Raw genomic sequence first — 24,972 nt, forward strand, 5'->3', positions numbered from 1 at the left:
AGTTAGACTGCCGGCTTAATTTTAAACTATAATTGTCAGAAAATTAAATAAATAGTTATATTCTGTTTATTTAAAATTAATAGTGTTTTATAGATAAATTTACTAAATCTTAAATATTTTTGTAAAAAGTAGAGAGTAGAGAGCAGCTGGCTTCATCTCCGCCTGTAATCAGGCAGTAAGATTGTAAAAAATCTATTTTTAAGGAGTGAAAATATGGCCAGAGGTGAGAGGGTAAAATTAGAAAATCCTGACTGGTGTAAAAATTGCGGAATTTGTGTTTCGGTTTGTCCCACTGATATTTTAGTTAAAGGTAGGGATAGAGTCGAAATAGTTGATTTAGAAAAGTGTATAGGCTGTCAAAATTGTGAATTAATCTGTCCTGATTTTGTGCTGAAGGTGGTGGCTGATGATGAAAACTAAAATATATAAACCTGAAAAAAGAGCTGTTCTTACTCAGGGAGATCAAGCGGTTGTAGAAGGTGCCCTGGCAGCAGGTGTTAGTTTTTTTGCAGGTTATCCAATAACCCCAGCTTCTGAAATAGCTGAAGGTTTTGCCAGAGAGCTCCCTAAAAGAGGCGGTAAGTTTTTACAGATGGAGGATGAGATTGCTGGGATGGCAGCAGCAGTGGGAGCTTCATTAGCGGGGAAAAAAGCTATTACTGCTACTAGTGGACCTGGTTTTGCTTTGAAACAAGAAAATTTAGGATTTGCAACAATGATAGAAGCACCGGTAGTTGTTGTAAATGTTCAAAGAGTTGGACCGTCTACTGGACTACCAACATCTCCTTCTCAAGGAGATGTCATGCAGACCCGCTGGGGAAGAAACGGTGACCAAGAAATAATTGCGCTGGCGCCGGCATCAGTTGCAGAAAGTTATGAGCTGACAATTAAGGCTGTAAATTTAAGCGAAAAATTTAGGCAGCCGGTAGTTTTGCTTTTAGATGAGGTTATTGGACATTTGAGAGAGAAGATTTATTTAAAAAATAGTAATGAAATTGAAATTTACGACCGTAAAAAACCTAAACCTGATCAAAATCCAGCTGATTATTTGCCGTATCAGTTAACAGATGATTTGATACCTCCAATGGCTGATTATGGCAGTGGACTTAAATATCATACAAGTGGGCTTTTCCATGACCAAAGTGGTTTTCCAGATGGGAAAAAGGAAACTGCTAAGTTAATGCAGGATCGGCTTCATAATAAACTTCATGATAATCTGGATCAAATTATTTTATATGAAAAAGATATCAGAAGTGACGATAGAGTAGCTGTATTAAGCTATGGTTCAACTGCTAGAACTGCAATTAGTGCAGTTAATACAGGCCGTAAGGACAATCTGAAAGCAGGTTGGTTTAAGTTACAGACAATTTGGCCATTTGCAGAAGAGGCAGTGGCAGAACTTGCTTCTCAGGTAGAAACAATTATTGTTCCTGAATTAAATCAAGGCCAGCTAATTAGGGAAATAAAAAGAGCAGCTGCAGGTAAAGCTAAAGTTCTTGGTCTAAATTCTTATGCAGGAGAACTAATTAAGCCAGAAGAAATTAGAGCGTTGCTGGAGGAGGTATTATAATGGATTTTGACAAATATTTAAGAAAAGATAAACTACCTCATATCTGGTGTCCTGGTTGTGGACATGGGACAATTTTAAATTCATTTATTAGAGCTTTTGCTGAAAGCAATCTTGACCAAGACAAAACTGTTATAATTTCTGGTATTGGTTGTTCTGGTAGAGCTACAGGGTATTTAAATTTTGATACTCTGCATACTACTCATGGTAGAGCTATAGCTTTTGCAACTGGAGTAAAAATGGCAAATCCGGAGCTGAATGTAATTGTAATGACCGGTGATGGGGATGGATCAGCAATTGGAGGTAACCATTTGATTCATGCAGCTCGTAGAAATATTGATCTGAGTGTAATTTTATTTAACAATCAAATATATGGAATGACAGGAGGTCAATTTTCTCCGATGACTCCAACCGGTGATCTGGCAACTACTTCTCCTTATGGAAATATAGATCAGAATTTTGATTTAGCAAGACTTGTAGAAGGAGCGGGCGGTACTTTTATAGCTCGTGGTGCATCCTATAATCCAAGACAGCTAAAAAAATTATATTTAGCAGCTTTAAAACACAAAGGATTCTCTTTTGTAGAAAGTTTTTCTCAGTGTCCAGTTAGTTATGGTCGGCAAAATAATTCTGGTGATGCTGTCAAAATGCTTAAAAAACAAGAGCAAAATACAATTGATTTCAAAAAATGGCAGGAGCTTAGTCCTGAAGAAAAAACAGAAAAGTATCCTCTAGGAATTTTAAAAGAGGTTGATAACCCGGAAAGCGAATATACAGAACGCTACCAAAAAATAATAGAAAAACTAAATAAAGAGGAGGCTTTATAATGGGCAGATATGAGATCAGATTAAGCGGTGCTGGTGGTCAAGGAATGATTCTTGCAGGGATTATTTTAGCAGAAGCAGGAGTTATGGTTGACGACTTAAATGTCAGTCAGAGTCAATCGTATGGTCCTGAATCAAGAGGAGGAGCCAGCAGAGCAGAAGTTGTATTTGATGAAGATCAGATTGATTTTCCAAAAGTTATCAAACCTGACCTTTTAGTCTGTTTAACTCAAGAAGCTTTTGAGCAGTATGGAAGAGATTTAAAAAATTATGGAGTTATTATTGCTGACAGTAATATTGACATTTCAAAAATAGATTCTGAACTTAAGGATAATATTTATCAGCTTGATATTTTGGATTTGGCAGCAAAAAAAATAGGTAAAGAAATTTCAGCTAATATGATTGTTTTAGGTATTATTGCCAGAATAATCCAAAAAAAGATATCTGTAGAATTTATTAAAAAAGCAATTATTGAAAAAGTACCACCTAAGACCGTTGATGATAATATAGAAGCATTTGAACTTGGTTTTGATCTCAAATTAGATAAGAGGAGTTATGCTTATGGGAGAATATAAAAATAAGAAGCAGAAAGAAAATAACTTATCTGACCTAAAAAAAGCCGAGAAAGAGTGGCAGGAAAAAAAATATCAAAAAACGGTTGATCGTTTTGGCTTACGAAAAGATAATTTTGAATCTGAGGCGGGAAAAGAGCCTAAAGCTCTATACACACCATTAGATTTAGAAAATATTGATTATCAGCAGGACCTTTCTTTTCCGGGTGAATTTCCTTATACTCGTGGAGTATATTCAACAATGTATCGCTCTCGTTTCTGGACAATGAGGCAGTACTCTGGTTTTGGAACAGCTGAAGAAACAAATCAGCGCTTTAAATATCTTTTAAATCAAGGACAAACTGGTTTAAGTGTAGCCTTTGATTTACCAACACAGATTGCTTATGATTCTGATCATCTTCTGGCTGAGGGAGAAGTTGGGAGAGTTGGCGTAGCAATTGATAGTGTTGAAGATATGCAGCGTTTGTTTGCTGATATTCCTCTAGATGAAGTAAGTACTTCAATGACTATCAATTCACCAGCAGCTGTTATTTTGGCAATGTATATTGTTACGGCTGAAGAACAGGGTGTTGATCAAAAAAAACTAACTGGAACTATTCAAAATGACATTTTAAAAGAATATATAGCAAGGGGAACTTATGTCTATCCACCTGAAGCTTCTTTGAGATTGATAACTGACATATTTGAATACTGCTCACAAGAAATGCCGGGCTTTAATACTATTAGTATCAGCGGCTATCATATTCGAGAAGCTGGCGCTAATGCAGTTCAAGAATTGGCATTTACTCTGGCAGATGCAATAGAATATGTGAAAGCAGCTTTGAAAATTGGTCTAGATATTGATGATTTTGCACCCCGTTTATCTTTTTTCTTTGCTTCACAGATGAATATCATGGAAGAAACAGCTAAATTCAGAGCTGCACGTAAACTTTGGGCTGAGATTATAGAAGAACGTTTTGATGCTAGAAAAGAAAAGTCTAAACTTTTACGGTTTCATACTCAAACTGCTGGAACAGCATTAACTGCTGAGCAGCCTTTAAATAATATAATTCGAGTAACAATTCAAGCTCTTGCAGCAGTTATGGGAGGGACTCAATCTTTGCATACCAATTCATATGATGAGGCGCTTTCTCTTCCATCTGAAGAAGCTGTTGAAATTGCTTTAAGAACGCAGCAGATAATTGCTGAAGAAAGTGGGATTGCAGATGTAATTGACCCTTTAGGAGGTTCCTATTATTTAGAAGATTTAACAGCTTCTTTTGTTGAAAAGACAAAAAAATATTTAGATAAAATTGATCAACTTGGTGGAATGGTGGAAGCTATTAAAACAGGATATGTACAGCAAGAAATTCAGGATAGTGCTTATCAGAAACAAAAAGAAATTGATGAGGGAGAAAAAATAGTTGTTGGAATAAATAAATATCGAAGAAATAATCAAAGTGCCGAAATGGATCTACTGAAAGTTGATTCAAGTCTGGAAAAAGCACAAAAAAAACGTTTAAATAATTTAAAAAAAGAAAGAAATCAACATTTTGTTCAAAAGACTCTGGAAAAGGTCAAATCTGCAGCTGAAACTGGCGATAATTTAATGCCTCCGATAATTGAAGCTGTAAGAGCTAAAGCAACTTTAAATGAAATTAGTGATCAGTTGCGAGATGTTTTTGGAGAATATCAAAATAGAAATATTTAATTATTATTAAAAATCCTGTCTTTAGAGGCAGGGTTTTTGTCTTATATAAAGAAATATAATTTTAAGTGGTGATTTTTTTAGATCTTATTAGTTTTTAAATTTAAATTTATAATTAGGGAAAAGTTGAAGGAGGATTAATTTATGTCAAAAAATAAAAATGAGCATTTGAAACAGAAACTTAATAATATAACAGAAGAAATTGTTTTAGAAAAGCTAGATGATTTTCTTAAAAGAGAAGAGTTTACCGATGTTTGTAAGGATGAAAAATGTTTATTAGATATGGCAACATATGCTTTGAATCGTTTACCAGCAAAATATGTTACCTCATCAAAAGGGGAGGCTTTTTCTAAAACAGAAGAACTTGAACAGCAGCATTCAGCTGATGTAATTTCTGTAGTAATTAAGGCTATTAAAGTAGTATCTGAAAACGATAATAATTATGACAAATAATTTTAATTGGATAAAATATTAGGAGAGATATTATGATAAATGAACGATTTTTTAAAACTGGACATGCAATAATTATCTTATTAGTTATAATATTTCTTTTGGGACAGATACCATATTTTATGGTTCCTTTGACTTCAGTAATGAGTTTTATTTTACTACCTCTATTATTCAGTACATTTTTATATTATTTAATGAGACCACTTGTCAGATATTTATATAAATGGATAAATATCAAATCATTAGCTATAGTTATTTCATTACTGATTGTTCTTGCTTTACTAATAATTGTATTTTATTTTGGCGGTAGTATTATTTATGACCAGGGCAAAGAGTTAAGTCAGAGTTTAAGTGGTAATTATAATTATATCTATAATTTGATTCTTTCTATAATTCAAAATTTAAAAGAATATATTGATTTCAATAATTCTTTTTTAGAAGAGTTAAATTTAAGAGAAAGAATATTTTCTTATGCAAATGAACTTGCCCAAAAGCTTTCATCTTATAATTATATGGGTATTTTTAGTTCTATTACTAATTTTGGTCTCATAATTTTACTGATACCTTTTATTGTTTTTTATCTACTTAAAGATGATCAAAAAATATTTAATAATTTTATGAAAATCATTCCAGAATCTAAAAAAAGAAGAGTAGAAAAATTGGCTGAAGAAATTGATCATTTACTTGCTACTTTTATTAGTTCACAATTAGTTGTGGCCTTCTTTTTAGGATTAGTAATGTTTATTGGGTTTTTGCTAATTGGGCTTCCAAATGCAGTTGCACTGTCTTTTATCGCGATGATAACTTCCTTAATTCCAATTATTGGGCCATTTTTTGGTAGTTTGCCTGCTGTTTTTGTTGCTGTTACAAACAGTTGGTTTTTGTTTTTGGGAGTGTTGGTAATTATTGTGGTTGCACAGTATTTAGAAGGTAATTTGATTAGGCCTTTGGTTCAAGGGCGACGCTTAGAAATTCATCCAATAGTGGTATTATTTGTAGTTTTATCCGGTGTGTATTTATTTGGTTTTATCGGGGCCTTAACAGCTGTTCCTCTATATGTAGTTTTGAGATTGGTTTTTAAGAAGAAATATATTGATAAAGAATTTTAAATTGATTGGTGATTGGTTGATTGTTGATTGGTACCAAGTGTCTGGAAATAATTTCCAGGTACTTAGTACCAATCTTTTTTTTTGTAATTTTGATTACTTTTTTAACTAAATCCTTGACTAAAGTTGAGTAATGTTGTAGGATATAAGTAACACAATGTTGAGTAGATTACTTTATTATAAGGAGATGACATAGATTATGGATAAAAAACTGCTAAAAGTATCTAATTTGAAATCTAAAGTTGAAGATGAAAATATATTAAATGGAATTAATTTAGAGGTTAACAAAGGTGAACTTCATGTAATTATGGGTCCTAACGGGGCTGGAAAATCAACTCTAGCAAATGTTTTGATGGGCCACCCAGAACACAAGATTACAGATGGAGAAATTGAATTTGATGGTGAAAATATAAATGAATTAGCAGTAGATAAAAGAGCGAAAAAAGGTATTTTCTTATCATTTCAATATCCCCAAGAAATACCTGGGGTAACTGTGGAAAATTTTCTCCGTACAGCTAAAACTGCAGTAAGTGGAGAACAACAGAGTATATTTGATTTTAAATTTCTATTAGAAGAAAAAATGAATTTGTTAGATATTGATCAATCTTATGCAGATAGATATTTAAATAAAGGTTTTTCTGGTGGCGAAAAAAAGAAGAATGAAATTTTGCAGATGGCAGTTTTAGAGCCTAAACTTGCTATCTTAGACGAAACAGATTCTGGTCTTGATGTAGATGCAACTAAAACAGTTGCTAAGGGTATTAAAAAGTTGGCTTCTAAAGATAATGCAATGATAATAATTACTCATCATAACCAGATTTTAGATTATTTAAAGCCAGACTATGTCCATGTTTTAGTTGATGGTAGAATAGCTAAATCAGGAGATATGTCACTAGCTAAAGAAATTGAAGATGAAGGATATGCAGAATATAAAGAAGAAGCTCTAAATGAAAGCAATTCGAAAAGCAACTGTTAATCAATTTTTTGATTGATATGACAATTAATGAAATCAGTTTTGGGGGATTTAAAGATTTTAAATATAGATTTTAATGTTTTAAGAACAGGGAGGTTTTTTAGATGAGTGAAAAGACAGAAGTTAAAGATATTGATCGTAGTCTTCATGAGAATAAAAATGAAGAAAAACACCGTTATAAATCAGCTAAGGGATTAACTCCTGAAGTAATAAAGGAAATTTCGAGAGAAAAAAATGAGCCAGAATGGATGTTAGAATTTAGGCTTAAGGCTTTAGAAATATATAAGAAAAAAGCAGTCCCTACCTGGGGAGCAGATATTTCAGATCTGGATATGGATAATATCATTACCTATGTGAGGCCAGATGCAGATCTTCAGAGTGATTGGGATCAAGTGCCGGAGGAAATCAAAAATACATTTGATGCCCTTGGAATTCCAGAGGCAGAAAAAGAATCATTAGCTGGTGTAGGTGCTCAGTATGATTCTGAGGTTGTTTACCATAATTTAAAAGAAGAAATGGTTGAACAGGGTGTTATCTATATGGACATGGAAAATGCTGTAAAAGAACATGAGGATTTAGTTAAAGAACATTTCATGAAATTAATTACACCTAATGATCATAAATTTTCAGCTCTACACGGTGCTGTTTGGTCAGGTGGTTCTTTTGTTTATGTACCAGAGGGAGTAGATGTAAATATACCACTGCAATCCTACTTTCGGCAGAATGCACCTGGATCAGGACAATTTGAGCACACTCTTATAATTTTGGAAGAAGGAGCAAACGCTCACTTTATTGAAGGCTGTTCAGCTCCCAAATATTCGGTAAATAATCTTCATGCAGGTGCTGTAGAATTGTTTGTGAATAAAGGTGCCAAGCTTCGCTATAGTACAATAGAAAACTGGTCCCGTAATATGTACAACTTAAATACGAAACGCGCTTTAGTAGAAGAAGATGGGGTCATTGAATGGGTTTCTGGTTCTTTTGGTTCTAAGGTTTCAATGTTATATCCGATGAGCATTTTAAAAGGACCCAGAGCTAGAGCCGAATTTACTGGTGTTACTTTTGCAGCAGAAGGACAGTATTTAGATACAGGAGCTCAGGTTATTCATGCGGCTCCAAATACAACTTCGACAGTTAATGCACGTTCAATTGCCAAAGATGGTGGTCATGCATATTATCGTGGCTTACTCAAAGCGACCGATAATGCTCATGGAGCAAAAGCTTCAGTTTCTTGTGAATCTTTGATGTTAGATAATGAATCTAAATCAGACACTTTACCAATAATGAAGCTGCAGACTGATGATATTGATATTGGTCATGAAGCTAAAGTTGGTCGGATTAGTGAAGAAGCTATTTTCTACTTAATGAGTAGAGGAATTAGCGAAGAAGAAGCTAAGGCCATGATTGTTCGTGGATTTGTAGAGCCAATTGCCAGTGAATTGCCATTAGAATATGCAGTTGAATTGAATAATCTAATTAACCTTGAACTTGAAGGTACTATAGGATAGGTGATATAAAATGTATAACAAAAAATTAGTTGATAACTTAACTACTGGTCAATCAAAACTTCTCAGCAACAACAGAAGAGAAAAATTTAATGTTTTTGAAGAATTAACTAAAAGTGATTTTAAAAGAATAAATTTATTTGATTATCAATTTCCAGAATACAGCCCTTACAATAAGGAATACTTAAAGGATAAAAAGGGTCAAGATGAATTAATTATTAAAAAAATGACCGATAATCTAAATAATGAAACAGAAATTTTAGATTATCTAGCAGAATTTAAAAATAAAAAAGTGAAAAAAGGAAATCAAGGGCTGGATCCTAAATATTTAGCTATGGTTGAAGCTTTTTATAATACTGGACTTTTTATTAAAGTTCCGGAAAATACAGAATTAAAGCTGCCAGTAGAAATATTTTATGAATTGGATCAAGAAAATCCAGTCTTAATTGATAATAATTTAATTGTAGCTGAAAAAAATTCTAAATTAACTATAGTCATTGATTATAGAATGAAAGACGAAGAATTAGCAGCTTTTCACAATGGCTTAACCAGAGTAATTGTAAAAGAAAATGCTGTTTTAAATATCATCAAGGTTCAGCGTTTTAATAATCAGAGTGATAATTTTGATAGTAATATTTCTCTAGTTTCAAATCAAGGAGAATTAAATTGGATTCCAATTGAACTTGGTGGAAGAAATTCTGTAACTAATAATGATAATATCTTAATGGATGATGGAAGCAGAGCAACTATTAGTTCAGTTTATTTTGCTGATGGTGAGCGAAAAATGGATCTTGGATTCAAAATGAATCATCAGGGACGCCACAGCAGCAGTGAAATAGAAAGCAAGGGTGTTTTAAAAGATAAAGCACAGAAGGTTTTTAGAGGTGATTTATATTTCCAAAAAGGATCCAGTCAGTCCCAGGGATCTGAAAGAGAAGAGGTACTTCTTTTAGATAAAACCGTTGACTCTGATTCTATACCAGCTTTGTTTTCTGAAGAAGATAATGTGGAAGGAGAACATGCTGTAAGCGCAGGTCAGATTGATGAGCAGCGTTTATTTTATTTGATGAGCAGAGGTATGAATAAAGCAGAAGCTAAACAGTTAATGGTAGAAGCTTCATTTAATCCTATTTTTGATAAAATACCTCTTAATGATCTTAAAGGAAGTGTTATAAATGATGTTAAAACAAGAATTCGCAGTTAAAAAAGATAAGTTAGGAAATAAATATAAAAAAGATTTCCCTATCTTAAATCAACAAATAAATGGTAAAAGTCTTGTCTATTTTGATAATGCTGCAACAACCCAGAAACCTGAAGTTGTTCTAGATGCAGTTGACAATTATAATCGAACAATTAATGCTAATCCACACCGTGGTGCTCACACTTTGAGTGTTCGGTCTACCGAAGCTTACGAAAATGCTAGAGCTAAAGTTAAAGATTTTATTAATGCGGAAAAAGTAGAAGAAATTATATTTACCCGTAACACTACCGAATCTTTAAATCTGCTTGCTAATAGTATGGAAGCTTTGGTTGAAGAAGGAGATGAGATTTTAATATCTGCTCTCGAACATCACAGTAATATACTGCCCTGGCAGCAGCTTGCAGAAAGAAAGAATCTAAAATTAAAATATTTATATCCAGATCAAAATTATAGAATTTCCATGGCAGAGCTTAAAGATAAATTGACAGATAAAACAAGGATTTTTAGTATTTCTCAGATGTCCAATGTTAGTGGAACTATAAATCCCATAAAAGAAATGGCCGAACTTGCTCATCAAAAAAATGCTTTAGTTGTTGTGGATGGTGCACAAGGAGCACCTCATCTTAAAACTGATGTTAGAGATCTAAATGTTGATTTTTATGCTTTTTCTGGTCACAAAATGCTGGGACCAATGGGGATCGGCGTTTTATATGGTAAGAAAGATCTTTTAGAAAAATTACCTCCTTTTCTCAGAGGTGGAGGTATGATAGAATATGTTAACGAGCAGGATTCTACTTATGCTCCACTTCCTGAAAAATTTGAAGCTGGCACCCCTAATGTTGAAGGGGCTGTAGGACTGCAGGCAGCAATTGAATATTTAGAAGAGATAGGGCTTGATAAAATAAAAGAACATGAACTTGAGTTAACTAAATACGCACTGGAAAAAATGAAACAGCTTGACTTTGTAGAAATAGCAGGACCACTGGATTTAGAAGATCGAGGCGGGATTATATCTTTTAATTTAAAAGATATTCATTCTCATGATCTAGCTACTATAGTTGACAGTGAGGGGATTGCTATTCGTTCTGGTCATCACTGTGCCCAACCTTTAATGAAGTTTTACGGGCTTAATTCTACAGGACGTGTTAGTTTCTATCTCTATAATACTAAAGAAGAAGTGGATCGTTTTCTAGAATCCCTGGAAAAAGTAAGGGAGGTTTTTGGATATGGATCTTGATTCAGTTTATACAGAATTAATAATGGAGCATAATAAAAATAGTCGTAATAAACATTCTTTAGAGAATGCTGATTTGAGTGAGCACGGTCACAACCCAAGTTGTGGAGATGATATCACATTAGAGTTGAAGTTTGATGGGGATATAATCAGCGAAGCAGCTTTTACAGGCAGTGGCTGTGCTATTTCACAGGCTTCAACTTCAATTATGATTGACTTAATTAAGGGCAAAAGTATTGAAGAGGCCTTAGAATTTGTAGAAACATTTATAGCGATGATTAAAAAAGATATAGAAGATCAGCAGGAATTAAGAAAGTTAAAAGATGCAATGGCTTTAAAGAATATTTCGAATATGCCGGCTAGAGTAAAATGTGCAGTTTTATCTTGGCATACTCTGAAAGAGGCTTTAAATGAGCGAAATTAAAATTTGAACAACTATTTTAAAACTTCACTTAAATAGTGAAGTTTTTACTTTACATAATGAAAAATAATCTATATAATGATAACGGGTCTCAATTGTTATAATATCAAATATAAACCGCTGTTTTGTATATGGTGTTTGTTGATAACTCAATAATTTTATAATTCTATAAGATGAGGTGGAAAAAATGGAAAATAGAAAAAAAGGAATAACTTATATACTCTTATCTTCACTCTTTTTTGCTCTAATGGCAGCTACCGTTAAATTTTTAGGTGATATGCCTACAGCAGAGAAGATATTTTTTAGAAACTTGGTTGGTATATTTGTAGCATTTACTTTGGTCAAAAAGAGCGGGAGCTCATTGATTGGAAAGAATAAAAAACTTTTAATTTTGCGCAGTATTTTTGGACTTTTAGGAATAGCTGCCTATTTTTATGCTTTGGCAAATATGAAACTATCTGATGCGGTAATTTTAAATAAGATGTCACCATTTTTTGTAATGGTTTTTGCAGCATTATTTTTAAAAGAAAATATTACAAAAAAACAAATGATTGCTTTATTAACAGCAGCTTTAGGGGCTATATTGGTAATTAGACCAGGATTTGATTCGAATATAATTCCTTCTTTGATTGCTTTAATGTCTAGTATATTTGCAGGTGTAGCTTATACAATAGTTCGGCAGCTTCGCAAAACTGATTCAGCGGCTACAGTGGTCTTTTATTTTAGTCTTTTTTCAACTCTGGCTATGATTCCTTTTATGATCAGTGGTAGTTTTGTAATTCCAACGGCTGTACAAGCTTTAGCTTTATTGGCTTTAGGTTTATTTGCAGCAGCAGCCCAATTATTTATGACAAATGCTTACCGCCATGCTGAAGCAGGAGAGCTTTCAATTTATACTTATGCTAATATTGTTTTCTCTTCAATTTTTGGTTTGCTCTTCTTTCAAGAGATACCAGATCTTTTTTCAGTTCTTGGTGCAGTTTTAATAATTACAGCTGGTTATTTAAATTACCGAGCTAAAGAAAAAGAACATGCAGAAAAAGCAGCTGAACTAAAGCTTGAAAAAGAAAAAAACAAAAGTGTGGTTTAATTATTGGAGGAGTTAAAGTGAAAGATATTAATACAATTTTTTTAGATGTCGATGGTACATTGACAGATGGTAAGGTTTATTTAGATAATGGTAAAAATGAATTTAAAGCTTTTGATGTTAAAGATGGACTAATGGTCGTATCTGCAATTAAAATGGGTTATGATGTGATAATTATGACTGGAAGAAAATCTGAAGTTGTAGCTCGAAGAGCAGCTGAGCTTGGAATTGAAGAATATTATCAGGGTGTTAGAAATAAAAAGCAGGCTCTGGAAAAATTGATGGAAGAAAAAGGAATTAATTATGGTAATTTAGCTTATCTAGGTGACGATTTAAATGATTTTGCTGTAATGAAAGAAGCCAGATTTGCAGGCTGTCCAGCAGATGCAGCGGAAGAAGTTAAAGAAATTTCTGACCTTATATCTGAATTTAGCGGTGGAGCTGGTGCGGTTAGAGAAATCTTAACGTATCTTCTAAAGGCTAAAGGAGAGTATCATAAAGTGGTGGAAAGATTTTCAGGAGAAGGTAATTAGATTAGATTTTATTTTAAATTAAAAGTTATTGACAGACTGTAACAAAATGGTGTATAATAAATTAAGTTGAACTCAATTAAATTACAGTAAATTGAAATCGAGGTGAGCTAATGGCTAAATTTGAACAGTTAAAATTAGATAATCAAATCTGTTTTCCCCTTTATGCTCTATCACGTAAGGTGATTCAGTTATATAAACCTCTGCTTGATAAATATGATTTAACTTATACTCAATATATAACAATGCTTGTGTTGTGGGAAAAGGAGAATATATCGCTGAAGGAACTGGGAGAAAAACTTTATCTAGATTCGGGAACTCTTTCACCAGTGGTAAAAAAACTTGTTAAACAGGGATTGGTTGAAAAATATCGTTCTTCGGCCGATGAAAGAATAGTTAAAATCAAACTAACTACAGCTGGTAGAGAAATGGAAAAAGATGCTGCAGAAATACCTGGGAAACTGTATTCAAAGTTTGAAGGAGATCCAAAAGTATTAAAGGAATTAAAGAAAAATTTAGATCAGGCGTTAAAACAATTTAAAAATGAGAGTTAAATCCTTGTGAAAAAGGGTTTAACTTATATTTTTATTTATTAAATTTAACACAACTAAATTTTATAAAATACAAAAGCGGAGTAAAATTATTCTACTCCGCTTCCGTTAGTTTTATTTTATTAATCTAATTATTTAAGATTGGAATTCAAACTATTATGCACTCTCGTTGATTGTAATAACTTCCATTTTTTCTAAAGCTCTATCTATTAACTTTTCGATTTCTAAAGCTTCTTCTCCATAGTGGACAATATCCAGTTTGGGTTGAGTTGTAGGTTCATTAGGCACAAAAACAGTGCAGCAGTCTTCATAGGGCCGGATTGATATTTCATAAGTTCCAACTTTTTTTGAAAGCTCGATTATATCATTTTTATCCATTGTAATTAATGGTCTTAAAACTGGATAAGCAGCAGCTTCATCAGATGAGCGTAGTCCTTCTAAAGTTTGGCTTGCTACCTGACCTAGACTTTCTCCTGTGACTAGGGCAAGTTCTCCGTTCTTTTCTGCCAGTCTGTTGCCGATTCTGATCATCATGCGGCGCATAATAGTAACAGTATATCGATTAGGACATTTTTTCAGTATCTCCTGTTGGATTTCTGTGAAGTAAGGTATCTGCAGTTTGATTTCTCCACCATAACGGCTTAAAACCTTTGCTAGATCGATTACTTTTTCTTTTGCTCGCTCAGAAGTATAGGGAGGAGAATCAAAATAGACTGCATTTAAGGATAGGCCTCTTTTTAATCCCAACCAACCAGCAACTGGGCTATCAATTCCGCCTGAGAGCAGCAGTAATGCTTTACCTGATGATTTAACCGGCAGCCCGCCCGGGCCAGCTTCTCGCCTTACAAAAAGATAAATTTTACCTCGCCTAATTTCAACTTCAACAAGATGCTCAGGCTGATGCACATCAACACTAAGCGGTGTAGATTCAGCTTCAACTTTTCTTAATATTTCTCCACCTAATTCTCGATTTAGTTTAGGACTTTTGATTGGAAATGACTTATCAGCCCTAGTAGTTTCAACCTTAAAGGTTGTTGGATAGTTTTGTACTTCATTTTTAAAAAGCTTAACAACTTTCTTTTTAATTTTTTCAAAATCATTATCATTAAATTTATCTATTTTTTTGCCAATTCTAAATCGCTGGGCTGGACTCAAAGAAACAATCCCTGGAACATTAACTAATCTTTTAACAATTTTTTCAATCTTATTACTTTCTGCATAAAGAAAAATTCGTCCATAAATAGTGCTGATTTCGAAATCTCCCAAATCTGCTGTTGCTCTTTTAATATTTGCAACAAGTTGAGAAATGAAATCATTGATATTATCACCTTTTAGACTAATTTCTCCATAACGAATAATTATTAAATCATACAAATTTTTTCACCTCATTAAAAAAGTTTAAGAAAATCAATCTGTTCTTTTAAAGTTTTTATAAAATAATCTAAATCAGAATCTGTAATTTTTCTATTTAAACTAACGCGAATCGCACTTTCACTTCTTTTCTGCGATAGGCCACAGGCATTGATGATTCTACTTCCTTTTGATTTGGAAGAACAGGCAGAACCGGTTGAAATATAGATTCCTTGGCTCTCTAATGCATGGAGCATGGTTTCTCCTTTAATTCCTGGTATAGAAAAATTAACAATATGGGGAGCACCATCTGCAGGAGAGTTAATAACTATATCTTTGATTTGCTGTAGTTTGCTTATTAAATAAGTTCTTTTTTTAGCCATAATTTCATCAGTTTTGTTTTTTAAAGAGAGTTGAGGCAGTTTTTTCACTGCTTCTGCTAGCCCTGAGATTGCAGGTATATTTTCGGTACCTGAGCGCAATTTTTTTTCTTGGCCACCACCATAGATTAAGGGTTTTAAATTTGTGCCTTTTTTGATGTATAAAGCACCAATTCCTTTTGGACCATGGATTTTATGACTGCTAATTGAATAAAGATCAACAGGCCAATTATTTAAATCACTGTATATTTTACCAAAGGCCTGTACACCATCTACATGAAAAAAACTGAGTGGATTTTTTTCGTTAATAATTTCAGCAATTTTTTTGATGGGTTGAATAGTCCCCAGTTCATTATTAACCTGCATAATGCTGACTAAAAGTGTTTTTTTAGTAATTAACTTTTTTAAATCTTCAAGGTCAACATGACCTTCTTGATCAACTTTAACTACATCTATCTGCCAGCCTTCTTTTTCTAGAGTTTTAAAAAGTTCAGCCACAGAAGAATGTTCAATTGGGGAAGTGATTAGATGTTTACCACGATTTTCATAAGAACCAGTAATTCCTCTAATCGCAAGATTATTGCTTTCAGTACCACCTGAGGTAAAAACAATTTCTTTAGCTTTAACTCCCAGATAATTAGCTATTATTTTTCTACTCTTTTTTAAAATTTTTTCTGATTTCAAACCAAACCGATGCAGAGAAGATGGATTGGCATAATTTTTTTCTAAAGCATCAATTACAGCTGCAGTTACTTCGGGCAGTGCCTGGGTAGTTGCAGCATTATCTAAATATACTTCTTTTTCCATTAAATTCACCCCTAATTTAAAACACTAAAGTTAATTATACCACTAATAGCTTGATTAATAAACCATAAAAGCTGAGAAAAATATATGAAAATAAAATAACTGATATTTAGTCGATTTTGATACTTAAATTTAAGTTTTTCTCTAAATTATTTTAATTTTTGAGTTCTAGTGATATAATAGAAGTGGTTAATTATTAACTAAAAAAAATTAGGAGGAAATAAATTGCGTTTGATAGATACACATGCACATCTTGATTTTGATGATTATAATAAAGATAGGAAAGAAGTTTTAAATAGAGCTCGTAAAATCGGTGTAGAGAAAATAGTTAATATAGGCGCGGATTTGGAAGGTAGTAGACGTGCGGTAAAATTAGCAGATAGATATGATGATATTTATGCTGTTGTAGGAATTCACCCACATGAAGCAGATACCGTTAATGAGAAAAGTCTAACTGTAATTAAAGATTTGGCAGCTTCTCCTAAAGTTAAAGCAATTGGAGAATGTGGTTTAGATTTTTATTATGATAATTCACCAAGGGAAATACAAAAAAAGGCATTTAAAAAACAGCTTGAGTTAGCTTTAGAATTAAAGCTGCCAGTTGTTATTCATTCTCGTGAGTCAGCAGCAGAGACTTTAGAAATTTTAGATAAAACAGCTGATTTTGCTCAAAAATTAATTTTTCACTGTTATGCCTATGGACCCGAAGAAATAGAAGAAATAATAAAACGAGATTATTATGTGGCTTTTGGCGGGCTTATCACTTTTAATAGTGCTCAGCCAATCAGAGATGCTTTAAAAAAGATGCCTCTAGATAGGATTTTGCTGGAAACCGATGCGCCTTATTTAACTCCAAGTCCAAATCGCGGTAAAAGGAATGAACCTGCTTATTTAAAGTATATTGTGAAAAAAGCTGCAGAAATTAAAGATATATCTGTTGAAGAAATGGGAAGAATTACTACGGAAAATGCTGAGAGAATTTATAACTTTTAATTTTTTAAAAAATTATAATTTTTCAATTGAAAAAGAAATCCAAAAGTTGAATTAGGGGGAATTTAAAATGAATATTGCTTCAATCGGATTAGGTGATATTGCTCAGAAGGCTTATTTACCTTTAATTACCCAGATGAAAAAGGTAGATCCTTATTTTTGTACCAGAACAGAAAGCACTCTTCAGCAGCTTGCTGAAAAGTACAGGGTAAATAATTTATATAGGTCAGTAGATGAGCTTCTAAAAGAAGATTTGGATGCAGCTTTTGTTCATGCTGCAACTGAGGCACATTATTCAATTGTAAAAAAGCTTTTACAAGAAAAAATCCCAACTTTTGTAGATAAACCAATAACATATCATTTAGAAAAAACGGAAGAACTTATTGCTCTAGCAGAAAAAAATGAAACAATTTTAATGACAGGTTTTAATAGACGATATGTACCAACTTACCGTTCTCTTTTAGAGATTGAAGACCCCAAAACAATAATTATGGAAAAAAATCGCACTTATCAGCCTGGAGATCCTCGTGGATTTATTATGGACGATTTTATACATGTAATTGACACCATATCTTATTTAATGGGAGAGGTTGATTTAGACAATATCGAGGCAAATAAAATTATGAGAGATGATAAACTTATTCAGGTTATTTTAACTTTAAGAAATGGGGAAAATACAGCTATTGGAATTATGAATCGTGATAATGCAATTACAGAAGAAACATTAGAAGTAATGGGTTTTAAAGAAAAAAGAAGGATTAAAGATGTTACCCAGATAATTGAATATACTGATGGAGGAGAAAATAATTATCAGGTAGCTGGTTGGAATAAGATGGGATATAATCGTGGTTTTGTTGATATGATTGATGAATTTTTAAAAAGAGTAAAAAATGGAAAAAATGATAAAAAGGAAGTTGAATCTGATCTTTTAACTCATCGGTTGGCAGAAAAAATACTGAAACTTTAAATTCTGTTAGATTGAATAAAGTATGATAAAATTATAATAAATAATAAATTAAGGATGATTTAAATTAATATGGAAAATAAAATTGCAACACCTTCGGGAACTAAAAAGATTCTCCGTGAATATAATCTAAATTTAAAAAAGAGTCTTGGTCAAAACTTTTTAATTGATTCTAATATTATTGATATTATTACTGCAGCATCTGCTATAGAGGGTGATGAATTCGTCATTGAAATTGGTCCTGGTATCGGCTCATTGACCCAGGCAGTATTAGAAAAATTAGATGAGGGTAAACTTTTGGCTGTAGAAAAAGATGCAGAGATGGTCAGAGTTTTAGAAAATATTTTTGCTGGAGAAGAAAAACTGACTCTACTTAATCAGGATGCTCTTAAGATTGATTGGAATGAAATAGCAGCTGAATATAATACTGAAAATAGAAAGATTAAATTAATTGCGAATTTGCCTTATTATGTTACAACTCCAATTATAATGGGAGTTTTAGAGAGTGAGCTTGAGTTAGAACAGATGGTTTTTATGGTCCAAAAAGAAGTTGGAGAAAGAATATGTGCTGGCCCAGAAACCAAAAAATTTGGCTCTTTAAGCGTAGCAGTCCAGTATCACATGCAGCCTGAAATCGTGCATCAAGTGCCTTCGTCTGTATTTATACCCCAGCCGGATGTTGATTCAGTGATCGTAAGTTTATCACCATATGAGCAAAACATTTATCAAGAAGAGGTAATAAGCAAAAAGTTTTTCTTTCAAATTGTAAAATCTATTTTTCAACAGCGACGCAAAACTTTACGTAATAGTTTGAGCAAATCTGCTGTCATAAATCTTGATCGTGATCTTGTAACTCAAGCCTTAGAAGATGAGGGGATAGGGATTAAAAAAAGAGGAGAAAAACTTTCGATTTCCGAAATGATTTCAATCAGTAACAGAATTTATAAAATGAGAAAAGAAAATTAAAGAATTTAAACAAAAAATATTTTTTATAAACTGTCTAATTCAGACCTTTGCTAAATTAAGAATCTTATGGTATACTAAATTTGAATTGTTTTAAAAATGAGGTGATTCTTGATGGAAGAAAATGTTCTGGATAAAATAAAAGAAGAAGTAAAATCTTTTGTTGGCCAAAGAGTTAGTGTTAAAGCCAATAGAGGTAGAAGAAAAGCAATAGAAAAAGAAGGAGTTCTAGAAAAAACTCATGAAAATGTCTTTATAGTTAGGATTAAAGATCACAACCAAATTAGACGTTTATCTTATACATACTCAGACCTTTTAACAGATAACGTAATAATTAAATCTAAGGATGATGAGAGTAAGATTGGTGTTTAATTTAAAATAGACTATATAATCTAATAGGCAGCCTGAGTTGGCTGCTTTTTTCCTGTTAATTCAGCAATTTTATAACAGGATAATTTAAATTTATGAAAGGGGAGATAGGTTTGGAAATTGATATGGCTATAGGTTTACTTGGTGGTTTGGGCCTATTTATTTATGGTATGAAACAGATGAGTGAGGGTTTGCAAAAAACTGCCGGTAAAAAATTACGTCATTTTTTAGCTGCCATGACTTCAAAGCCCATTATGGGGGTTGGTGTAGGAGCACTAGTCACCTCAATTATTCAAAGTAGTAGTGCTACGACAGTAATGGTTGTAGGTTTTGTTAATGCTGGTATAATGACTTTACTTCAGTCTGTTGGAGTTATTATGGGAGCTAATATCGGAACCACAATAACTGCTCAATTGATTGCTTTCAAACTTGGAGACTATGCTTTTCATGCAATAGCACTTGGAGCTTTTACATATTTGTTTTCTAAAAGGAAAAAATTCCAATATATTGGTCAAGTGTTATTAGGTTTCGGTCTTTTATTTTTAGGTTTGGAAACAATGGGAGATACAATGGCCCCACTTAAAGATTCAATTGTTTTTGTAAATTGGATGGAAAGTTTTGCTCAGTATCCAATCTTAGGTGTTTTAACAGGTATAATAGTTACAGTTGCAGTCCAAAGTAGTAGTGCTTCTTTTGGTATTTTACTTGGTTTAGTTACAGCTGGTGCAATAAATTACGAATCTGCCATCCCAATTCTTTTAGGTAGTAATATTGGTACAACTGTTACTGCAATTTTATCTGCTATTGGAGCTAATTTAACTGCAAAAAGAGCAGCTGCAGCACACTTTCTATTTAACGTGATTGGTGCTGGAATTATTATTTCTTTATTGTATATAATTCCCGATTTTTCAGGTGGCTTAGAATCAATATTATTAAGTATCAGCAACTTGTTTGGTCAAAGTGAACCATCTACAGAACGTTTATTAGCAAATACTCATACATTTTTCAATGTTTTAAACACCCTGATTTGGCTGCCATTTACAGCATTCTTGGTTTTCTTAGTTAAGAGAATTATTCCTGGAGAGGATACTACATTAAAACATGGCACAACCTTCATTGATGAAAGAATGTTGAGTACTCCTTATGTAGCAATTGAACAGGTGAAAAAAGAAATAATCTATATGCATGATATTGCCGCAGACATGGTATGTGACTCAGTTAAGGGATTTTTAGATAGTGACCGGGATGTTATTAAAAAGGTTAACAGACATGAAGATGTTGTAAATGAAGTTGAAGAAGAGTTATTACACTTTATCCAAAAAATTCCTCAAGCTCAATTGAATGATATTGATATCAAAACCTTAGATAAATATTTTGCTATTGTTGATGATATAGAAAGTATTGCTGATGATGCTAATGATATTACTGATTTTATTGAAAATCGTGTGGATAATAAATTAAAATTTTCCAAAGATGCTCAAGAAACTATCGAGGAAGTATATGAAATCATTTGTAATGTTTTAGACAAATCGGTTGAATTAATTGAGACACATGATTTAGAAATTGCTGCCGAAATCTTAGAAGTTGAAGAAAGATTGGATCAGATGCAGATTAAATTTAGAAACGAGAATATCAGTAGAATAAAAAGATCTGATAAAGCTTCTTGTGATCCGAATTCGGCTATTTTATTATTAGAAATATTGGATAGTATGGAGCATATTAGTGATCAAATGGCTGATATTGCCCACAGTGTAATTGAAATTTATGAAGATGAAAATGTTAATAAAGAGAAAGATGATGTAAGAGTAGTATAAATTTACAGATTATGATGACCCTAACAGGTAATTTACTGTTAGGGTTTTTTTTATCCAAAAATTAAGGAAATGAAAATATAAAGTTTTAAGTTATTTTGAGAATTTTATGAAAATATTTACTATTAAAACAATTAGTGTTATAATAGTATTAGTAAGGGGTTAGAAAAATTAAAGGGGGATGATTTTGGTGAAAAAAATTTTATTTTTTACTTTGTTTTTAGTTATTATTTTGACTTTAAGTGCAGCTGCTGAAGATGTTGAACTTAATTATTATTCTCATGCCGTCGAAAATGGAACTAGATTAGATATTATAGAAGCTTTTGAAGAACAAAATCCAGGTATTAAAGTAAATTTAGTCGAGTTATCTGCTGATACAAACAAAAAATTGCAAACTATTAATACAATTTTGCAGGCTCAGGATAGTTCAATGGATATTTTTGATGCTGATGTAACATGGCCACCTATTTTTGCTGCAGCTGGTTGGGCAGAACCTCTGGAAGATTATATTTCTGAAGAAGATATAAATGATTTCTTGCCTGGGCCAATAAATGCTGTTGATTACATGGGACATCTATGGGGGATACCATATAGAACAGATGCTGGGATGCTTTATTATCGTAAGGATCTTTTAGAAAAATATGATCGTGAAGTTCCAGAAACCTGGGATGATTTGATTAACACTTCTTTATATATAATGGAAAGAGAAGATGGAATGAAAGGTCATGCAGGTTCTTGGGCCCAATATGAAGGTTTGACTTGTAACCTGATGGAAATTGTCTGGAGTTATGGAGGTAAAGTATTTGATGAAGAAGGAAATGTAGTTTATAATTCTCCTGAAACTGTTGAAGCTGTTAAAACAATGACTGCTATGGTTAGAGAGCATGACATTATGCCAAATGGAATAGTGAACTTTTACAGTGGTGATGCTAGGGCACCATTCTTCTCGGGCAATTTAGTTTTCTTAAGAGATTGGCCAAGTGGGTGGAGAAGTGCTCAAGATCCAGAAAAATCAGATGTAGTAGGAAAAGTTGGTATTGCACCTCTACCAAAGGGTAGTGCTGATGAAAGAAGTTATTCTACACTTGGTGGCTGGCAAGTTATGGTTTCTAAATACTCCGAGAATAAAGAAGAAGCTATAAAATTTGCTAAATTTAGAGCAAGCAAAGAAGCACAAAAAATGGCTGCTTTAGGTTTAAGTCATATTCCTGCTAGAGATTCACTTTATCAGGATGAAGACATATTAGAATTCATGCCATTTTTGGAAGAAATGCATCCTGCAATTGTAAACTCTTATCCAAGACCTAAATCACCTTACTATGCCGAAATATCTAATGTTTTACAGGTTGAAACTCAGAATGCTCTTGTAGGCAATAAAACTCCAGAAGAAGCTGTTGCTGATGCTGATGAAAGGATTAGCCAGATTGCAAAATAGATACTAATCAATGAACTTCACTTTAAAAAGGGGTCATCATCTGGTGACCCCTTTAAAAAATTGTACTATTATTTTCTAAAGGGAGGGATGATCGGGTAATGAAAATCAGAGCAAAAGAAAAAATGGGTTACTTTTTCTTAATTCCTTCGCTTATTTTAATAGCTGTTTTAGTAATTTATCCTGTTTTTGAAACAATAAGACTCAGTTTCTATAATTATAGAATTCAGACTTTAGCTCTTGGAGAAACATTTGTAGGCTTTGATAACTTTAAACGTATCTTTTCTGATTCAGAATTTTTTGTTTCACTTCGATTCACCTTAATTTTTACTATTGTAGCAGTTAGTTTGGAAACTATTATTGGAATGTTATTTGCTTTAATTATGAATCAAAAAATTCCAGGCCAAAGTATTATAAGAACTGCTGTATTGGTGCCATGGGCTATACCAACAATTGTTTCTGGACTAATGTGGAAGTTTATGTATAGTCAGCAATATGGTGTTATAAATTATATTTTGAAAATACTTAAAATAATAACAGAAGATTTACCATGGTTAAGTGATGCATATCTGGCAGTGGTTGCAACTATTATAGCAGATGTCTGGAAAACTACTCCTTATATGTCTTTATTGATTCTATCAGGATTACAAACTATCCCGAGACAGATGTATGAGGCAGCTGCTATAGATGGTGCAAATAAATTTCAACAATTTATAAACATTACTATTCCTTTAATAAAGCCTGTACTATCAGTTGCAATACTTTTTCGTACACTTGCCACTTTTAGGATTTATGCTCTAATATCAGTTTTAACAAGTGGTGGCCCAGCAAATGCAACCCAAAGTCTTTCTCTTTATACTATTAAAACATATTTTAATTTTGGTAATTTAGGGTATGGAGCAGCTTTAGCTACTGTAACTTTTATAATATCTTTAATTATAAGTATGTTTTTTCTTGATGCTCTAAAAAGAAAACTTGCGAGGTGATCTAACCAGATGCTTAAAACATTAAAAAAAGCATTACAGAAGATAGGTTATTTTATTTTTTTTGTGTTTTTTGTAAGTTCAATTGCGTTTCCATTTTTTTGGCAGTTTATTAATTCATTTAAAACTCAGAGGGATCTTTTTAGTGTGCCACCTACTTTTTGGCCGCAGGTTTGGACTCTTGAAAATTATATACAGGCTTTTACTAGACAACCATTTTTATTATACATTAAAAATAGTTTTGTAATTGCTATTTTAAGTACAATTATTGCTATTACTGTTGGTAGTTTGGCAAGCTATTCTATTTCTCGCACAAGAATAAGATTTAAAAAAGTATATTTAATTATTCTCTTAAGTATTACTCTGCTGCCACCAATTACAATTATTAACCCGATTTATTTACTTATGCGATCATTAAATCTTTTAAATACTTATCTTGGTTTAGCAATTGTAAATATTGTATTTGCGCTGCCGCTTGCAGTTTGGTTTTTATCTAGTTTTTTTGACACAATTCCAGAAGAATTAGAAGAGAGTGCGTTAATTGATGGTGCAACAATATTTCAGGCTTTTTATAAAATAATTTTACCATTAGTTGCTCCCGGAATTTTCACTGTTAGTATCCTTGTCTTTATTGCTGCTTGGAATCAGTATTTGTTTGCTCAAATATTAAATCCACTTAAAATTAGACGAACAATAACAGTTGGAATCACACTTTATCAAACCGATTACACTGTACCATGGGGAACTATTTCTGCAGCTTCAATAATAGTAACTGTTCCATTAATTGTGTTAGTGTTGATTTTACAGAGGAAGATAATTTCTGGTTTATTAGAAGGTGGGGTAAAGGGTTAAAAAACTCATAGTTTACAGAGATTTAACATTAAAATAGATTAATTTGGGTAGAGCCGCCTTTTTATAGGAGGCTCTTTTTGCTATAATGGAGATAGTGACTTATCTAAATTAACCACAACTTTCGCTACGGTTTTCATTTACAACTGATTATGAGTTTTTCTAACTCGCTTCGCTCAGACATGGAAAAACTTTTTTTCATAATCAGTTGTATTCAAACCTACTTCAGTTGAAGTGTTAATTTAGATAAATCACTATTTCTGGAGAATAATTGTAGTTTTGATTAGTATCTTAATCCAGCAGATTGTTTTAATGAAAGTCAAATAATCCTGAATATAAAAATTGGTATTTATAAGATCAAAATAAGAA

25 protein-coding genes are annotated in these 24,972 nt (G+C 32.5%); 23 read left to right on the forward strand and 2 right to left on the reverse strand.

The window, feature by feature from the left end; genetic code table 11:
- The first annotated feature begins 213 nt into the window (after window positions 1–213).
- The 15 genes from HSACCH_RS09840 to HSACCH_RS09910 all read left to right on the forward strand — a co-directional run bounded on the left by HSACCH_RS09840 (window position 214) and on the right by HSACCH_RS09910 (window position 13,711).
- Window positions 214–420: a 4Fe-4S binding protein gene (locus HSACCH_RS09840; protein ID WP_005489552.1), complete on the forward strand. Its 207-nt coding sequence runs from the start codon at window positions 214–216 to the stop codon at window positions 418–420.
- Window positions 410–1,570 carry a 2-oxoacid:acceptor oxidoreductase subunit alpha gene (locus HSACCH_RS09845; protein WP_005489553.1) on the forward strand — a complete coding sequence of 387 codons (1,161 nt, stop codon included), beginning with the start codon at window positions 410–412 and terminating at the stop codon, window positions 1,568–1,570. The genes HSACCH_RS09840 and HSACCH_RS09845 overlap by 11 nt, the downstream gene beginning before the upstream one ends.
- Window positions 1,570–2,394 (forward strand): 2-oxoacid:ferredoxin oxidoreductase subunit beta, encoded by an 825-nt coding sequence (locus HSACCH_RS09850; protein ID WP_005489560.1) that lies wholly within the window; start codon window positions 1,570–1,572, stop codon window positions 2,392–2,394. Before HSACCH_RS09845 ends, HSACCH_RS09850 begins: the two co-directional genes overlap by 1 nt.
- The gene (locus HSACCH_RS09855) at window positions 2,394–2,966 is read left to right on the forward strand and encodes a 2-oxoacid:acceptor oxidoreductase family protein (protein WP_005489561.1); all 573 of its coding nucleotides are present in this window, start codon (window positions 2,394–2,396) and stop codon (window positions 2,964–2,966) included. The genes HSACCH_RS09850 and HSACCH_RS09855 overlap by 1 nt, the downstream gene beginning before the upstream one ends.
- Window positions 2,953–4,653: an acyl-CoA mutase large subunit family protein gene (locus HSACCH_RS09860; RefSeq protein ID WP_005489562.1), complete on the forward strand. Its 1,701-nt coding sequence runs from the start codon at window positions 2,953–2,955 to the stop codon at window positions 4,651–4,653. Before HSACCH_RS09855 ends, HSACCH_RS09860 begins: the two co-directional genes overlap by 14 nt.
- Window positions 4,654–4,794: 141 nt before the next feature.
- The gene (locus tag HSACCH_RS09865) at window positions 4,795–5,103 is read left to right on the forward strand and encodes a late competence development ComFB family protein (protein WP_005489564.1); all 309 of its coding nucleotides are present in this window, start codon (window positions 4,795–4,797) and stop codon (window positions 5,101–5,103) included.
- 32 nt (window positions 5,104–5,135) lie between these two features.
- A complete protein-coding gene (locus tag HSACCH_RS09870) occupies window positions 5,136–6,209 on the forward strand; it encodes an AI-2E family transporter (RefSeq protein ID WP_005489566.1) in 1,074 nt (357 codons plus the stop codon).
- 196 nt (window positions 6,210–6,405) lie between these two features.
- Entirely contained in the window at window positions 6,406–7,182 is a 777-nt protein-coding gene (gene sufC, locus HSACCH_RS09875) for a Fe-S cluster assembly ATPase SufC (protein ID WP_005489569.1), read from the forward strand.
- A 101-nt stretch (window positions 7,183–7,283) separates the two neighbouring features.
- Window positions 7,284–8,687 (forward strand): Fe-S cluster assembly protein SufB, encoded by a 1,404-nt coding sequence (sufB, locus tag HSACCH_RS09880; protein WP_005489570.1) that lies wholly within the window; start codon window positions 7,284–7,286, stop codon window positions 8,685–8,687.
- Window positions 8,688–8,697: 10 nt separating this feature from the next.
- Window positions 8,698–9,888 (forward strand): Fe-S cluster assembly protein SufD, encoded by a 1,191-nt coding sequence (gene sufD / locus HSACCH_RS09885; RefSeq protein WP_005489572.1) that lies wholly within the window; start codon window positions 8,698–8,700, stop codon window positions 9,886–9,888.
- Window positions 9,863–11,122: a cysteine desulfurase gene (locus HSACCH_RS09890; protein WP_005489574.1), complete on the forward strand. Its 1,260-nt coding sequence runs from the start codon at window positions 9,863–9,865 to the stop codon at window positions 11,120–11,122. The genes sufD and HSACCH_RS09890 overlap by 26 nt, the downstream gene beginning before the upstream one ends.
- Window positions 11,112–11,543: a Fe-S cluster assembly sulfur transfer protein SufU gene (gene sufU / locus HSACCH_RS09895; RefSeq protein ID WP_005489576.1), complete on the forward strand. Its 432-nt coding sequence runs from the start codon at window positions 11,112–11,114 to the stop codon at window positions 11,541–11,543. The genes HSACCH_RS09890 and sufU overlap by 11 nt, the downstream gene beginning before the upstream one ends.
- A gap of 184 nt (window positions 11,544–11,727) precedes the next feature.
- Window positions 11,728–12,630: a DMT family transporter gene (locus HSACCH_RS09900; RefSeq protein ID WP_005489577.1), complete on the forward strand. Its 903-nt coding sequence runs from the start codon at window positions 11,728–11,730 to the stop codon at window positions 12,628–12,630.
- Between the two features lie 17 nt (window positions 12,631–12,647).
- Window positions 12,648–13,160, forward strand: coding sequence for a KdsC family phosphatase (locus HSACCH_RS09905; RefSeq protein WP_005489579.1), 513 nt, complete (start codon window positions 12,648–12,650; stop codon window positions 13,158–13,160).
- Window positions 13,161–13,270: 110 nt separating this feature from the next.
- Window positions 13,271–13,711: a MarR family winged helix-turn-helix transcriptional regulator gene (locus HSACCH_RS09910; protein ID WP_005489580.1), complete on the forward strand. Its 441-nt coding sequence runs from the start codon at window positions 13,271–13,273 to the stop codon at window positions 13,709–13,711.
- Between the two features lie 153 nt (window positions 13,712–13,864).
- Here HSACCH_RS09910 and thiI read toward each other — a convergent pair whose 3' ends face one another.
- Both thiI and HSACCH_RS09920 read right to left on the reverse strand, forming a co-directional pair.
- On the reverse strand, window positions 13,865–15,082 hold the full coding sequence (thiI, locus tag HSACCH_RS09915; RefSeq protein WP_005489582.1) for a tRNA uracil 4-sulfurtransferase ThiI: 1,218 nt from the start codon (window positions 15,080–15,082) through the stop codon (window positions 13,865–13,867).
- A 14-nt stretch (window positions 15,083–15,096) separates the two neighbouring features.
- Window positions 15,097–16,245: a cysteine desulfurase family protein gene (locus HSACCH_RS09920; RefSeq protein ID WP_005489584.1), complete on the reverse strand. Its 1,149-nt coding sequence runs from the start codon at window positions 16,243–16,245 to the stop codon at window positions 15,097–15,099.
- A gap of 222 nt (window positions 16,246–16,467) precedes the next feature.
- On the opposite strand from HSACCH_RS09920, the gene HSACCH_RS09925 reads away from it, so the two are divergent.
- The 8 genes from HSACCH_RS09925 to HSACCH_RS09960 all read left to right on the forward strand — a co-directional run bounded on the left by HSACCH_RS09925 (window position 16,468) and on the right by HSACCH_RS09960 (window position 24,606).
- Window positions 16,468–17,235 (forward strand): TatD family hydrolase, encoded by a 768-nt coding sequence (locus HSACCH_RS09925; protein ID WP_005489585.1) that lies wholly within the window; start codon window positions 16,468–16,470, stop codon window positions 17,233–17,235.
- Window positions 17,236–17,302: 67 nt separating this feature from the next.
- Window positions 17,303–18,199 (forward strand): Gfo/Idh/MocA family protein, encoded by an 897-nt coding sequence (locus HSACCH_RS09930; protein ID WP_005489586.1) that lies wholly within the window; start codon window positions 17,303–17,305, stop codon window positions 18,197–18,199.
- A 69-nt stretch (window positions 18,200–18,268) separates the two neighbouring features.
- Entirely contained in the window at window positions 18,269–19,162 is an 894-nt protein-coding gene (gene rsmA, locus HSACCH_RS09935; RefSeq protein ID WP_005489587.1) for a 16S rRNA (adenine(1518)-N(6)/adenine(1519)-N(6))-dimethyltransferase RsmA, read from the forward strand.
- A 111-nt stretch (window positions 19,163–19,273) separates the two neighbouring features.
- Window positions 19,274–19,531: a Veg family protein gene (locus HSACCH_RS09940; protein WP_005489588.1), complete on the forward strand. Its 258-nt coding sequence runs from the start codon at window positions 19,274–19,276 to the stop codon at window positions 19,529–19,531.
- 92 nt (window positions 19,532–19,623) lie between these two features.
- On the forward strand, window positions 19,624–21,342 hold the full coding sequence (locus HSACCH_RS09945) for a Na/Pi cotransporter family protein (RefSeq protein WP_005489589.1): 1,719 nt from the start codon (window positions 19,624–19,626) through the stop codon (window positions 21,340–21,342).
- Between the two features lie 178 nt (window positions 21,343–21,520).
- The gene (locus HSACCH_RS09950; RefSeq protein ID WP_152416016.1) at window positions 21,521–22,774 is read left to right on the forward strand and encodes an ABC transporter substrate-binding protein; all 1,254 of its coding nucleotides are present in this window, start codon (window positions 21,521–21,523) and stop codon (window positions 22,772–22,774) included.
- A gap of 98 nt (window positions 22,775–22,872) precedes the next feature.
- The gene (locus HSACCH_RS09955; RefSeq protein ID WP_005489592.1) at window positions 22,873–23,757 is read left to right on the forward strand and encodes a carbohydrate ABC transporter permease; all 885 of its coding nucleotides are present in this window, start codon (window positions 22,873–22,875) and stop codon (window positions 23,755–23,757) included.
- Between the two features lie 9 nt (window positions 23,758–23,766).
- Complete coding sequence (locus HSACCH_RS09960; RefSeq protein WP_005489593.1) at window positions 23,767–24,606, forward strand: carbohydrate ABC transporter permease; 840 nt, start codon at window positions 23,767–23,769, stop codon at window positions 24,604–24,606.
- Window positions 24,607–24,972: the final 366 nt, after the last annotated feature.

The organism is Halanaerobium saccharolyticum subsp. saccharolyticum DSM 6643 (genome assembly GCF_000350165.1).
Taxonomy (GTDB): Bacteria; Bacillota; Halanaerobiia; order Halanaerobiales; family Halanaerobiaceae; genus Halanaerobium; species Halanaerobium saccharolyticum.